Annotated in this window: 12 protein-coding genes; 5 read left to right on the forward strand and 7 right to left on the reverse strand. The window is 57.0% G+C overall.

The annotated features are described in order from the left end of the window. Positions 1–10: 10 nt before the first annotated feature. Positions 11–946: a TRAP transporter small permease subunit gene (locus ACR0DT_RS03590; protein ID WP_480709434.1), complete on the reverse strand. Its 936-nt coding sequence runs from the start codon at positions 944–946 to the stop codon at positions 11–13. 120 nt (positions 947–1,066) lie between these two features. Then, positions 1,067–2,152: a TRAP transporter substrate-binding protein gene (locus ACR0DT_RS03595; RefSeq protein WP_480709435.1), complete on the reverse strand. Its 1,086-nt coding sequence runs from the start codon at positions 2,150–2,152 to the stop codon at positions 1,067–1,069. 232 nt (positions 2,153–2,384) lie between these two features. Between ACR0DT_RS03595 and ACR0DT_RS03600 the strand changes: the two genes are divergently transcribed. Continuing rightward, the gene (locus ACR0DT_RS03600; RefSeq protein ID WP_480709436.1) at positions 2,385–3,818 is read left to right on the forward strand and encodes a cache domain-containing protein; all 1,434 of its coding nucleotides are present in this window, start codon (positions 2,385–2,387) and stop codon (positions 3,816–3,818) included. Then, complete coding sequence (locus tag ACR0DT_RS03605) at positions 3,815–4,462, forward strand: response regulator transcription factor (protein WP_480709437.1); 648 nt, start codon at positions 3,815–3,817, stop codon at positions 4,460–4,462. The genes ACR0DT_RS03600 and ACR0DT_RS03605 overlap by 4 nt, the downstream gene beginning before the upstream one ends. Positions 4,463–4,541: 79 nt before the next feature. Here the strand turns inward: ACR0DT_RS03605 and ACR0DT_RS03610 are convergent, their stop codons facing one another. Together ACR0DT_RS03610 and ACR0DT_RS03615 are read right to left on the reverse strand one after the other, a co-directional pair. Beyond that, positions 4,542–4,925 (reverse strand): bleomycin resistance protein, encoded by a 384-nt coding sequence (locus tag ACR0DT_RS03610; RefSeq protein ID WP_480709438.1) that lies wholly within the window; start codon positions 4,923–4,925, stop codon positions 4,542–4,544. 46 nt (positions 4,926–4,971) lie between these two features. After that, the gene (locus ACR0DT_RS03615; RefSeq protein WP_480709439.1) at positions 4,972–5,817 is read right to left on the reverse strand and encodes a HalD/BesD family halogenase; all 846 of its coding nucleotides are present in this window, start codon (positions 5,815–5,817) and stop codon (positions 4,972–4,974) included. 426 nt (positions 5,818–6,243) lie between these two features. Here ACR0DT_RS03615 and ACR0DT_RS03620 point away from each other — a divergent pair, with 426 nt between their 5' ends. The 3 genes from ACR0DT_RS03620 to ACR0DT_RS03630 all read left to right on the forward strand — a co-directional run bounded on the left by ACR0DT_RS03620 (position 6,244) and on the right by ACR0DT_RS03630 (position 9,662). Beyond that, complete coding sequence (locus ACR0DT_RS03620; protein WP_480709440.1) at positions 6,244–7,995, forward strand: acetolactate synthase 3 large subunit; 1,752 nt, start codon at positions 6,244–6,246, stop codon at positions 7,993–7,995. A gap of 59 nt (positions 7,996–8,054) precedes the next feature. Further along, positions 8,055–8,615, forward strand: a complete 561-nt coding sequence (gene ilvN / locus ACR0DT_RS03625) for an acetolactate synthase small subunit (protein ID WP_480709441.1) — start codon at positions 8,055–8,057, stop codon at positions 8,613–8,615. Positions 8,616–8,909: 294 nt separating this feature from the next. Then, positions 8,910–9,662 carry a helix-turn-helix domain-containing protein gene (locus ACR0DT_RS03630; RefSeq protein ID WP_480709442.1) on the forward strand — a complete coding sequence of 251 codons (753 nt, stop codon included), beginning with the start codon at positions 8,910–8,912 and terminating at the stop codon, positions 9,660–9,662. Between the two features lie 2 nt (positions 9,663–9,664). Here ACR0DT_RS03630 and ACR0DT_RS03635 read toward each other — a convergent pair whose 3' ends face one another. The 3 genes from ACR0DT_RS03635 to prfB form a co-directional block, all read right to left on the reverse strand. After that, on the reverse strand, positions 9,665–10,447 hold the full coding sequence (locus ACR0DT_RS03635) for a DUF2189 domain-containing protein (protein ID WP_480709443.1): 783 nt from the start codon (positions 10,445–10,447) through the stop codon (positions 9,665–9,667). Next, positions 10,440–11,873: an amidase gene (locus ACR0DT_RS03640; protein WP_480709444.1), complete on the reverse strand. Its 1,434-nt coding sequence runs from the start codon at positions 11,871–11,873 to the stop codon at positions 10,440–10,442. The genes ACR0DT_RS03635 and ACR0DT_RS03640 overlap by 8 nt, the downstream gene beginning before the upstream one ends. 172 nt (positions 11,874–12,045) lie before the next feature. Next, a complete protein-coding gene (gene prfB, locus ACR0DT_RS03645; protein ID WP_480709445.1) occupies positions 12,046–13,170 on the reverse strand; it encodes a peptide chain release factor 2 in 1,125 nt (374 codons plus the stop codon). Positions 13,171–13,227 lie beyond the last annotated feature (57 nt).

A 13,227-nucleotide genomic window follows, 5' to 3' on the forward strand; every position in this document is an offset into this window, starting at 1 on the left:
GTCTCCGTCCTTAATGTACGCCTTCGAAGGCTTCTTCACCCTCGCCAAGGCTGTCTTTGTCGAGGTATTTTCCGGCACTGTCCGGCCCTTCGACGTACTCCAGATACGACCGGTACAGGAACGCGATGGCCTGCAGGAAGACCAGCCCGGCAAAGGCCACCAGCATGATCTTGAACAGGAAGTACGCGGTGAAACCGTTAGGGCTGAAGCCGATGGTCTCTACGTTCCAGCGCATCGCTTTCGATTTCAGCAACAGCCGCTCCAGCGTGTCACTGGCCGAGGGTTTCGGCACGATCAGGTGGCGCCACATGAAGTACCAGCCATACATCCAGACCAGCACCGCCAGCGGCATCATGAAGAACACCGAACCGAGCATGTCGATCACCTTTTTGGTGCCGTACCGTGCCGGGGCATAGAACAGGTCAACCCGCACGTGCCCACCTTGGACAAAGGTGTAGCCAACGCAAAGAGACACCACCAAAGCGTTGTAAAACTTTAGCATTTCTGCATACCAGCTAATGTCGTATTGCAGCGGAATGCCAAAGGCGAGCACGATGTCGGGGCGGGTAAAAATCCGCTGCATGATCACGATGATGATCTGTTGCAGCACCATCAGCAGGCCAGCCCAGGCAAAGAATCGGCCCAGGGTGTTGGTGAACCCCTCCAGCCCCCGCACACAACCCCACATAAAGTTGTTGCGAGCCATCCCGATGATCGTGATGACCAGAAAAACGGCAAAAACGGCAAAGAAGAACTCAACCGATCCGCCATAGTAGACGAAGCGCATGACAGCTTCTTTATCGGACCAATCCAGCCAATGGCTTGGATGGGTCAGTGCATAGCCAATGTTGTAGAAGGCTTGGGCCAGATTTTGCAGAACCCAGACAATCCCGCCGCCAATCGCGGCAAGAGCGTCGGTCAAACCAACCGAGCTGCTGTCGTCCATGATGTCCCTCACTCAGCTGAATATTTGTGATCTTCACCTTAGCAGGGACCACGACATTCAGAGAAATGTATTGAAAAGAGGCCCCACTTTCGTGAGGCCTCAGAGATTTCCGGCGCTTACTTAGCCACCCAGAACGCGAACGCGCTGCTGGACGTAGTAACCATCCGATTTGTTGATCCACGAGGCCGATGTCGCCAGCGAATCTTCGAACGAACCGCGGATTTTGGCGAACAATTCGTCGCTCATGTTCTCGTCCATGACCTCGGCGGATGCCTTGCCGAACGCATCCCAGACATCATCCGAGAATTGCAGCGTTTTCACGCCTTGCGACTGCAAGCGCGCCAAAGCGGCACCGTTGTTGGCCAGCGTTTCGGCTAGCTGGTAGTGGGTCGTGGCCATCGAAGCGTAACGCATGATCGCTTGCTGCGCGGGTGTCAGCTCGTTCCAGACATCCAGGTTGACCGATGCGGCCAGACCCGAACCCGGCTCGTGGAAGCCCGCAGTATAGTAGACCTTGGCAACTTCCTGGAAGCCGGCGCGTTCGTCAGCCATCGGGCCAACCCACTCCAGACCGTCCAGCGCACCCGAAGACAGCGCCTGATACAGTTCGCCGCCGGGGATGTTCTGAACCGAAGCACCCAGCTTGCCCAGCACCTTGCCGCCTAGACCCGGCATACGGAATTTCAGACCGTTGAAGTCTGCGGCCGAGTTGATCTCGCTGCGGAACCAACCGCCCGACTGCGAGCCTGAGTTACCGGCTAGCAGGCCTTTTAGATTGAAGATCTGGCCCAGCTCGTCGTGCAGCTCTTCACCGCCGCCGTGATAGTACCAGTTGGTCAGTTCTTGCGCGGTGCCACCGAAGGGCACGGCGGTAAAATAGGCATATCCTGGGTGCTGACCAATAAAGTAGTAGTCAGCCGAGTGATACATGTCGGCCTGGCCGGATGACACGGCGTCGAACACTTCCAGCGCGCCCACCAGTTCGCCCGGGGCTTTCTTTTCAATGGTCAGCTGACCATCGGACATCTCACCGACCATCTGCTCCATATAGCTGGCAGCGTCATCCAAAACGGCAAAGCCACGCGGCCAAGATGTCACCATAGTCAGGGTCCGCTTGCCCTGAGCGTATGCCGGTGCCGCCAGAGTGGTAGCTGCAGCCGCGCTGCCGCCTAGTGCCGTGGTTTTCAAAAATGAACGACGATCCATTTAGTCAGTCCTCCCAAAGTCATGGTCTGCCTCTTGGGGCAGTTGATCGTTGTCGATGAGGCGGATCATATCCATGCATTTCAAGATGAAAATACCTACTACTACGTAGAAACGAGCATTCGTTAGGGCAAACCACTGGATTCACCGTGATTTTTCTGTGCTGAACCCGCCTTTTTCCAGCCTCGAACGGTCCGACTTTGCTTTTTTCGAAAAATTTGCCTATCGCAGAGGTATGGGGAGATTCCGCAACGTCTTTCGACCGAATTACGCGCAAAAGCTGTCGCTACTGGCGACGCTGCCGCTGATTGTGGCCGTGGCGGCGATTGCCATTCTTGTTGCGCATCAGTCCCGCAAACTCGCCGAGCGTGAAATTGACCAGCTCGAGGCTCAGCTGATCGAGGCTAAAAAGGCCGAGCTACGCAACTACGTCACCCAGGCACGCAACGGGTTTTATTTCGTCTACGGCTCGGCCCAACCCGACGATCAGGACGCCAAGGATCAGGTCGCGCAAATCCTTTCGGCGATGATCTACGGCGATGACGGGTTCTTTTTTGTCTATGACTATGACGGCAACAATCTGGTAAGCCCTCGCCAGACCGACCTTATCAACAAGAACTGGAGCGGCCTGACCGACAGCGAGGGCACCCCTGTCGTGGACGAACTAATCCGTATCGCTCGACAGGGTGCCGGGTATCACACCTACCTTTGGCCCAAACCTTCGACTGGGGAAGAGGCGCAGATGATCACGTATGTCACCAGCTTTCCCAGCTGGCAGTGGGCTGTAGGAACCGGTGTGTTCATCGATGACGTTGTCGCCTCGATCGCCGCCGCGAGGGCCGAGGTGGAAGCCCGCGTGCGAAGAACATTCTATTATATCGGCGGGATCACTCTGGCAGCGGTATTGGTCGTTTTTGCCTCCGGCATGTTCCTGAATTTCCGGGAGAGGCGGCTAGCGGATGCCAAACTGAAAGAGTTGACCCAGCGGGTGCTTGACGCGCAAGAGGAAGAGCGCGGCCGCGTGGCGCGCGAATTGCATGATGGCATCAGTCAAATACTCGTCGGTGTACGCTATGCGCTGGACAATGCACGGCGGAGACTTGCACGGGGCGATGACGACGGCGCGCATGCTCCTCTGGACAAAGGAATCGAGCATCTTGGCACCGCGATCAACGAAGTTCGCCGCATTAGTCGTGACCTTCGTCCGGGCGTACTGGATGATCTCGGCCTTGGCCCTGCGGTCAAGGCTTTGACAGATGATTTCCGCGAACGTACGGGTATCGAGACCGAATTCTCGACCGTCGTGTTTCGTAACCGACTGGATCAGGACGCCAAGATCGCTCTTTATCGCATTGCGCAGGAAGCCCTGACCAATATCGAACGCCACGCCAACGCAACACATGTTACAATCGACCTGCGCGGGCACAAAAAGGGTGCCACCATGCGCATCACCGACAACGGCTGTGGACTGCCCCGCGAGCCTGACGGCGTCAGCACCGGAATCGGGCTGCGCAATATGCAGGAGCGCATCGAACAGCTTGACGGATCGCTGCGCATTCTGTCATCACGCAGCCCGCGCGGCGGCACAGTGATTGAGGTCACCCTGCCCCTCAGCCACCTGCTACCGCCGCAGGAAGACGCAACTCCGAACCGAAAGGCCGGTACATGAGCGCACAGACGATCCGGGTCCTGATCGTGGATGACCACCCAATGGTGGCCGAAGGAATTCAATCGATCCTGGAAAGCTATCCCGACATCGAGGTGGTCTGCACCCTTGGTACGGGTCAGGAAGCCGTCGATCAGGCCACCGATTTGACCCCAGACGTGATCCTGATGGATTTGAACATGCCCGGCCTGGGCGGGCTCAGCGCCACCGAAATCATCCTTGAACGCCTGCCCGACACCCGCATCCTGATCCTGTCGATGCATGACAGCCCGGAATATATCTCAACCGCGCTGAGTCACGGCGCCAAAGGATATATCCTCAAAGACGTCCCCACAGATGAGATCAAGCAGGCCATTGATGCGGTGATGCGTGGCGAACAGTACCTGTGCACTGGGGCCAGCGGATCACTGGCGCCCAAACAGGACAGCGCACGCGAAGCGCTGACAGGCCGCGAACAGACAATCCTGCTGGAACTGGCGCAAGGGAAATCCAACAAAGAAGTGGCGCAGACCCTGGATATTTCGGTTCGAACGGTGGAAACCCACCGCAAGAACATTAAACGCAAGCTGGGTATCTCCTCCACCGCCGGCCTGACCCGCTACGCGCTGGAACACGGGGTCCTGCAAGGTACAAGCCCAGGATTCTAAGTCCACCCGCAGCGCGAAGCGCTGCTCTGCCCAACCGGCGAAGATGCGCCGCAGGCGCATTGACGACGGGCGGGAGGGCCTACGCCCTCGGACTGATATCCTGCCCAAAAAACACCAACGCCCCGTCTTCGTCGATGACGTGAAACTCGCGCTGCAGATAGGGCTGGTCGAACGGCGGGCGTACACGGCCTTTGGGCAGATCAGACAGCATCGTTTGCAAACTGCCGTACAATGCGTCGATCTCGTCGACATCTATGTAAAACGACTGATCTTCTCCCAACGGTCGACCATCATCGCGCGGCGGGCATTCCAGCAACCGAATGGCCACCGACCCCAATGACAAAAAGGCGTAATTGTCCTGCCGGAACCCACAAGTGAACCCCAAGCGGTCGCAATAAAAATCAATCTGCTTTTGTAGGGACGAACACAGAACAAATGGCGTAAGCTGTAAAATCTTGGGCATCAGACCCTCCGGTCGCAAAATACCCTTATATTCAAACCGAGATATTTCAGTCCAGCAATTGGTCCTTTCGCATTCCCTCACGCTCATGATGATGCGGCAATACACGCCCATATAATTGCCGTGTGCGTTCAACACCGCCGCACATCCCTTCTGCTTCGACGAATGAGAATATCCCGACATACCGGGTGCGTCCACCTGTCACCGGGGCCACCCTATGCAACGCGTAACGCCCTTTGAAAATCTGCAGGTCCCCTGGTTGCAGGTCCATTTCCCGTACCCGCGCCCTGTCCCCGTCCAGAACTGAAGCCACGGCCTTGAAGTTCTCATCTTCAGCTGTGCGCAGGCTCGGCACATATTCAAACGTACCGCCGGCCTCTCCGTTCTGGATCGCCAGCGTGACGGTGTAATTGTTGGTGTCGAAGTGCCAGGGAAATCCCTGCCCCTCTTCGACTACGTTGATAATCACGTCGGCCAGTGGATCATCGTAGCGAAAGAATCGATCCTCCGGCTCATCCAGCGCATCCCGAACGAAAGGCATAAACCAATCATATTCATAGATTCGGCGCAAAGGACCCGAGGTGGGGAAGTTATCTGCCGGAACAAAGGCGTTGGAACGGTCATAGAAGCGTCGTATCGGATGCCCAATCCCAAAACGCGGGTCGTCCTTGGTGAAATAGGCGTTGGTCCTATTGAAAGACCGGTGCGCTTGTGGGGCGACTGCATCCGCCTCTTGCACCAATTGCTCCAATCCGTCTTCATGGACAAATCCGGGCAGAACCGCACAGCCATCCCGATCGAGCTCGTGCCGCACATCCGCGATCATCTGATCATAGCCTCGCGACCCCGGCCGATCGATCGGATACCGCCCCAGATCTATCAAGTCCTGCAGCATTGTCCGCCTCCCATACCTGTTCAACTCAGCCCAGCGTGCCGCACAGAAACTGACCGCTCATGTCAATTTTGGACATCGCCTTGACGCTTTCAGACCTGCTGGAAATCAACCTTGCGCAGCTTGAATGGGTCAAATTTCGCGGAAATTCCCAACCTGCGGCATTCTGCGCAATAAAATGTCGCAAAAACCGCATCTCAGGTTACAAAATTGGTACGATTGCCGGTTGACGCCCACATCGCCCGCCAATAATGTCCCTGCCAAGCTGAAAAGGAGCCTCTGGCGATGAAAGCGCTAGTCGTAATCGTAGGAAACACGCGCATGGGCCGGTAACGGTAAACCATAATCGAACCCATGCGCCTCCGAAAAATCTCGGGGGCTTTTTTTTATGCTAAACGCAAGACACATGTCGCGAACGGAGCAAAGCAGATGACACGTGAGATGACCGGCGCAAAGATGGTAGTTCAGGCCCTCAAGGATCAGGGCGTGGACACGGTATTCGGATACCCCGGTGGCGCCGTCCTACCGATCTATGATGAGATCTTTCTGCAAAACGATATCCGTCACATTCTGGTGCGGCATGAACAGGGCGCGATCCACGCAGCCGAAGGCTATGCGCGCTCGACCGGTAAGCCCGGCGTTGCACTTGTGACCTCGGGTCCCGGTGCCACCAACGCGGTGACCGGCCTGACGGATGCGTTGCTGGATTCGATCCCGATTGTGGTTCTGACCGGACAGGTTCCGACCTTCATGATCGGCTCGGACGCGTTCCAAGAGGCCGACACCGTCGGCATCACCCGCCCCTGCACCAAACATAACTGGTTGGTGAAGGACACAGATTCGCTGGCAGAAACCATGCATGAGGCATTCCACGTCGCCACCGCGGGCCGTCCGGGTCCGGTGCTGGTCGATATCCCCAAGGACGTTCAGTTCGCCTCGGGTGAATACAGCGCGCCGAAGCCGTCGACCTCGCACTACCAGCCGGTTCTGAAAGGCGATCTGGAAGAGATTACTGAACTGGTTGCGGCAATCGAGACCGCGAAGAAACCGGTCTTTTACACTGGCGGCGGCGTTATCAATTCGGGACCTGCAGCCAGCCAACTGTTGCGTGAATTGGTTGATGCGACGGGCTTCCCGGTCACGTCGACCCTGATGGGATTGGGTGCCTATCCCGCGTCGGGCGAGAACTGGCTGGGCATGCTGGGGATGCATGGGCTGTACGAGGCCAATCTGGCGATGCATGACTGCGACCTGATGATCAACGTCGGCGCACGATTCGACGACCGGATCACCGGACGGATCGATGCCTTCTCACCGAACTCGAAAAAGGCGCATATCGATATTGATCCCTCGTCGATCAATAAGGTGATCCGCGTGGACATCCCGATTGTTGGCGACGTGGCGCATGTGCTTGAGGATATCCTCAAGATCTGGAAATCACGCGGCCGTAAAACCGACGCTGCTGCCGTCAAGCAATGGCAGGCGCAGATCAGCGATTGGCGCAAGGTGAACTGTCTGGCCTTTACCAACAGCGAAAAGACAATCAAGCCGCAATATGCGATGCAACGCCTGGAAGAGCTGACCAAAAAACACGACCGCTATATCACCACCGAGGTCGGTCAGCATCAGATGTGGGCCGCTCAGTATCTTGGTTTTGAGGACCCCAACCGTTGGATGACATCGGGCGGCCTGGGCACGATGGGCTATGGTTTCCCGGCTTCGATCGGCGCACAGATGGCCCATCCCGACGCGCTGGTTATCAACGTGGCGGGCGAAGCATCGTGGCTGATGAACATGCAGGAAATGGGCACCGCGGTGCAGTACCGCCTGCCGGTGAAGCAGTTCATTCTGAATAACGAGCGTTTGGGCATGGTCCGCCAGTGGCAAGAGCTGCTGCATGGCGAACGGTACTCGCATTCCTGGTCCGAGGCCCTGCCCGATTTCGTCAAGCTCGCCGAGGCGTTTGGTGCCAAGGGTATTCTGTGCTCGGACCCTGCCGATCTGGATGACGCGATCATGGAGATGATCAACTATGACGGTCCGGTGATCTTTGACTGTCTGGTTGAAAAGCATGAAAACTGCTTCCCCATGATCCCGTCGGGCAAGGCGCATAACGAGATGCTGCTGGGTGAAGCAGAAACGCAGGGCGTGATCGACTCCAAAGGTTCGGTCCTGGTTTGACGAAATACCGTTGGGCGCCCCACGTGCCCGGCACCACAAGGATGATGAAAGGGACGTAAATGTCTGCCCTACATATCAAAAAAGGCTCCACCCGCCATTCGGCCTATAACCTACGCCCTACCTTTTCGGACGTACAGGAACGCCACACAATTGCGGTTCTGGTCGAGAACGAGCCGGGTGTCCTGGCCCGTGTGATCGGGTTGTTCTCGGGCCGTGGTTACAACATCGAAAGCCTGACGGTGGCCGAGGTCGACCACACCGGGCACCTTAGCCGCATCACTATCGTCACGACAGGCACGCCGCAGGTGATCGAGCAGATCAAGGCACAGCTGGGCCGTATCGTGACAGTTCATGACGTGCATGACCTGACTGTAGAAGGCGACGCCGTTGAGCGTGAACTTGCGATCATTAAGGTGGTTGGCACCGGCGACAAACGGGTCGAGGCACTGCGCCTAGCCGATATCTTCCGCGCCAATGTGGTCGACAGCACGCTGAACTCGTTCATCTTTGAAATCACCGGTGCGCCGGATAAGATCGACGCCTTTGCCGATCTGATGCGCCCACTGGGTCTGGTCGAAGTGGCCCGTACCGGTGTCGCGGCTCTGCTGCGCGGCGAATAAACTTTCGCCCCACCCTGTCGGGCCATTCGATTAGGGTGGGGTCATTCTGGTCTGTTTTTGCCCCTCAAAGGCGGAAACTGGCCGAGTGCTGTTTTTCTGAGCAAAACAGCAAAAAAAGATCATACAAAATAATATAAAGCCTATTGCCTTTGTAAGATTGAACGTTAGCCTTTGGGTGTGACGTGGCGTTGGGATGCGTCCGTTCGTGTCATCTGTATGTTGTGTGCGTTGCGACGGCCGTCAGGTCGGACATATTGCGTACTATAAAACAAGTCGCGAGAACCTGGGACACCAATGACCAAAGACATGCGTAACCCGGACGAATTGCGCAGGATGTTCGGCGCAAATCTCAGGCAACTGGCTCAGCAATATTCGTCGGTTTCAGAGCTTTGCCGCCAACTGGGTATCAACCGGACCCAATTCAACCGATACTTGGGCGGCGAGAGCTTTCCCAGACCTGACGTGTTGGACCGGATTTGTCGCTTTTTCGAAGTCGACGCCCGCATTCTGCTGCGACCACTGGACGAGATTGACCGCTCACCCACCCATCCCGCAGCATCAGCCCTGACCGATTTCCTAGGTTCGGGTCCCACGACACTGACCGAGAACCTTTTTCCAGCGGGGTTCTACTATGCGACGGAAACCGAAGTGGATGATCCTAAGCCTTCGCGGCACAGGTTGCTTCACGCACGTCGGTTGCCTCAATGTACATTGGTACGTGGCTATGAACCCCGCCCTGGCATGCCCGGTGCCACTCCAAACGACCGCGAAGTTCAGGGGATTGCTGCCTGCGCCGGTCGGCAGATTTACATTCTGATGTCCAGCCGGGCCTCGCAAAACAGCCGGATATACTTGGTGACACGCGGCTCCGACGATCATTCGGACCGTTGGCGCGGCGTGGCGATCTGCCTGTCAAAGACCACGGCTAGCGCAACAACGACCCGGCGTATTCTATTGCGCCATCTGGGTGAAGACCCTTCAGCCATACTAGCCGCAGCACGCACGGCCCGCCGCGCGGACCGTACTCTTCAGCAAGTTGCTGGCTGACGTCAGGTCGTGTTTTCGCCCGCCGCTTGTGTGATTAGCCGGTACAAATGCCAGCTTGCATGCCCCAACAGCGGCAACACAATAAACAAGCCCAGAAACCACGGGATCATGGCCAAGAAGGTCAGGGCCGCGATAAATATGCCCCAAGGCAGCATGACACCGAAATGGTCGCGGACATAGCCGAAGCTAGCGATCATGGCGGTCACGAAATCCAGCTCGCGGTCCAACAGCATCGGAATTGAGAGCACCGTGATCATGTAAAGCACAGTTGCGAACACAGCTCCCACAACGCTGCCCACAGCCAGCATAGTTAGTCCATTGACTGTCGTGTACACCTCTAGTGAGGTCGACACGTTGGTCATGGTTGATAGCCCCATGAACAATGCAAAAATCATGTGCCCGAGGAAGAACCAGAACAGGAAAATCACCACGATGATTGCACAGATCGAGGGCAACTGGCGGCGTCCCTGTTGTATCACCACCCCGAAAATAGCTTTGAAATCCAAAGGTTCCCCCTGCTCGAGCCGGTGCGAGACTTCATACATCCCCACTGCTGCAAACGGCCCCAGCAAAGGGAACCCGATGGCAGCCAGAACCAGCCAGTAGGACGTGCCCGTCCTTAAAGTGACCCAAGCCATGAACCAACCGGCCAGCACATAAAACCCGGCAAACAGAAGGCCGAAAACCGGAGCCCGGCGAAAGTCGGACCAGGCCTGGCGCAAAGCTTTGCTTAGCATCCCCATGTTTACCGGCCCCATGTCCGGAACGCCGAATGGTTTATCCATGTTCTGTCCTCCTCTCTTGCGGCGCCTTTGGTCGGGCCGGTCTTTTTTGCGGCCAGCCTGTGGCAGCATGATAGGCCGCGCCAATCGACAGGATGTGAGCATCCGATCCACGCGGGCCGAACACTTGCATCCCCATCGGTAACCCGTTGTCGCCAAAACCCGCAGGAACTGACACGCAGGGCAAACCGATCAGGCTGACTGGAACCATGACCTCCATCCACCGGTGATAGGTATCCATATGCTGCCCAGAAATTTCGGTTGGGTAAGGCGTTTCGATTTCAAAGGGCCATACCTGCGTCGACGGCAATACCAAGGCATCATTGTCACGCATCAACTTTGCAACACACCGAAACCACTCTGACCGAACAACACTGGCCTGGTGCACCTGCATTGCAGTCAGCGCCTGACCCCGATCCAATTCCCATTGTGCGGTGTCTTTCAACGCTGCGCGCTGATCGGCAAGCGGCGCAAGGCTTGCGGCGACACTCCAGGATCGCAGAGTTGTCCAGCTGCTCCAAAGCCACTCTGACTCAAACGGAGGTGCTACAGGAACAACCTCGGCACCCAGTTGGGTGAACACTGTCAAAGCATCCTGACACAGTGCGCGTATGCCGTCTTCAAACGGATAGGCGCCGCCCCAATTATCCAGCCAACCGATCCTCAGGCCACGCATATCCGCCGCCTGCACCGGAGAGATATTGGGATGCGTTCCCCCATACGGCTGCCGCGAATCCGGCCCTGAAATCACGTCCAGCAAAAGGCCAAGATCCTCAGGGCTCCGCGCCATAGGCCCCAAGGTGGACAATTGATGCAGATATCCATCTCCAACTGGTTCGGATGGTACCCGCCCCCAACTGGGCCGGAACCCGTAAACATTATTCCAGGCAGCTGGATTACGCAGGCTGCCCATCGCGTCGGACCCATCCGCAAGCGCTACCATCCCAGTTGCCAAGGCCACCGCTGCTCCACCGGATGACCCGCCGCAGGTCCGCGTCGGATCATAGGGATTAGGTGTCGCCCCGTAGACTGGATTGAAAGTATGAGAACCCAGCCCGAATTCGGGCACATTGGTCTTGCCTATCAAGATCGCCCCCGCCGCCCGCATCCTGGCAGCAATCAGATCATCCCTTTGTGGAATATGGCCCCTGAATATCGGAGACCCCTGTGACGTCTCAATCCCCGCCACATTCGCCAGATCCTTTACCGCAATCGGTAACCCATGCAGGGGGCCACGGTTAGGCCCAGCGTCGAACGCACGGGCCTCGGCCATCAAATCATCCGGGTCGCGCAAAGCCACGATGGCGTTCGCGGTCAAATTAACCTCCCCAATCCGGTCCAGCGTTTGTTGCATTAACTCCTGCGCCGACAATTGCCCCGCCGAGAGCGCTTTCGACAGGTCACTTGCAGTTACTTGGCTCAGATTCATCCCAGGCTCGTCCTCTTTGCAAGAGCAGCCTAGCCGGGGCGTTCCCCCATTTAAACCCACTGTTTAAATGTATCTTTTTCGTCCCAGCACTAAACCGAGATCCACTTGCTCTGGTCAGAGGTTTCCGGGCGCGGCTCCACTTGTGGAAACGGGTGCAAGCCCCAAGCCCGCGTTATTCGCCTTGCGCCTCGGACCGGCTTTTGCCCGCCACGTTCAACGCCAGCGTCGCCGCCATGAACTCATCCAGATCACCATCCAGAACACCCTTGGTGTCCGAGGTTTCATGGTTCGTCCGCAGGTCTTTTACCATCTGATACGGCTGCAGGACATAAGACCGGATCTGGTTGCCCCAACCGGCGTCGCCCTTGGCCTCATGCGCTGCGTTGATATCCGCGTTACGACGATCCAGTTCCTGTTGGTACAGGCGCGATTTCAGCGCTTTCATCGCAATATCACGGTTTTGGTGCTGCGACTTCTCGGACGAGGTCACCACAATGCCCGTTGGGATGTGCGTAATCCGAACCGCCGAATCCGTCGTATTCACGTGCTGACCCCCCGCACCCGAGGACCGGTAGGTGTCGATACGGATGTCCGACGGGTTCACCTCGATCTCGATATTGTCGTCGACCACCGGATAGACCCAGACCGAACTGAATGAGGTGTGCCGTTTGGCTGCAGAGTCATAGGGCGAAATCCGCACCAGCCGGTGCACGCCGCTTTCCGATTTAAGCCAGCCATAAGCATTGTGACCTGAAATCTTATAGGCGGCGGATTTGATGCCCGCTTCTTCGCCCGCGGTCTCGGATTGCAGCTCGACCGTGTATCCCTTTTTCTCTGCCCAACGGACATACATCCGTGCCAGCATTGAGGCCCAGTCACAGCTTTCCGTACCGCCTGCGCCCGAGTTGATTTCGAGGAACGTATCATTGCCGTCTGCCTCGCCATCCAGCAGCGCCTCAAGCTCTTTCTTGGCGGCTTTGGCCTTCAGGCCTTTGATGGCGTTTTCAGCGTCGTCGACAACCTCCTGGTCCTCTTCCATCTCACCCAATTCGATCAGTTCAATATTGTCGTTCAGATCGGTTTTAATGGATTCATACGTCTCAATGGCATCAACCAGCATCTGACGCTCACGCATCAGTTTCTGCGCGTTTTCGGGGTTGTCCCAAAGATTAGGGTCCTCGACACGCGCATTGAATTCCTCAAGGCGGTGGGGCGCGGTTTCATAGTCCATGCGCTGCGCCAGCAGCTCCAGCGACTTTTCAATTTCCGCCACAGTATTCTGGGTTTCGGCGCGCATGGTCTTGTCCCAACTTGCTCAATCAGGCCTGCGTGATAGCAAGAGGTTCGGGGCACC

This window comes from Ruegeria sp. BI11 (assembly GCF_056538005.1).

Bases quoted from the DNA above. Each gene is read 5' to 3' on its own strand.
- ACR0DT_RS03590 (WP_480709434.1), bottom strand. From the start codon at position 946: ATGGACGACAGCAGCTCGGTTGGTTTGACCGACGCTCTTGCCGCGATT.
- ACR0DT_RS03595 (WP_480709435.1), bottom strand. From the start codon at position 2,152: ATGGATCGTCGTTCATTTTTGAAAACCACGGCACTAGGCGGCAGCGCG.
- ACR0DT_RS03600 (WP_480709436.1), top strand. From the start codon at position 2,385: ATGGGGAGATTCCGCAACGTCTTTCGACCGAATTACGCGCAAAAGCTG.
- ACR0DT_RS03605 (WP_480709437.1), top strand. From the start codon at position 3,815: ATGAGCGCACAGACGATCCGGGTCCTGATCGTGGATGACCACCCAATG.
- ACR0DT_RS03610 (WP_480709438.1), bottom strand. From the start codon at position 4,925: ATGCCCAAGATTTTACAGCTTACGCCATTTGTTCTGTGTTCGTCCCTA.
- ACR0DT_RS03615 (WP_480709439.1), bottom strand. From the start codon at position 5,817: ATGCTGCAGGACTTGATAGATCTGGGGCGGTATCCGATCGATCGGCCG.
- ACR0DT_RS03620 (WP_480709440.1), top strand. From the start codon at position 6,244: ATGACACGTGAGATGACCGGCGCAAAGATGGTAGTTCAGGCCCTCAAG.
- ilvN (WP_480709441.1), top strand. From the start codon at position 8,055: ATGTCTGCCCTACATATCAAAAAAGGCTCCACCCGCCATTCGGCCTAT.
- ACR0DT_RS03630 (WP_480709442.1), top strand. From the start codon at position 8,910: ATGACCAAAGACATGCGTAACCCGGACGAATTGCGCAGGATGTTCGGC.
- ACR0DT_RS03635 (WP_480709443.1), bottom strand. From the start codon at position 10,447: ATGGATAAACCATTCGGCGTTCCGGACATGGGGCCGGTAAACATGGGG.
- ACR0DT_RS03640 (WP_480709444.1), bottom strand. From the start codon at position 11,873: ATGAATCTGAGCCAAGTAACTGCAAGTGACCTGTCGAAAGCGCTCTCG.
- prfB (WP_480709445.1), bottom strand. From the start codon at position 13,170: ATGCGCGCCGAAACCCAGAATACTGTGGCGGAAATTGAAAAGTCGCTG.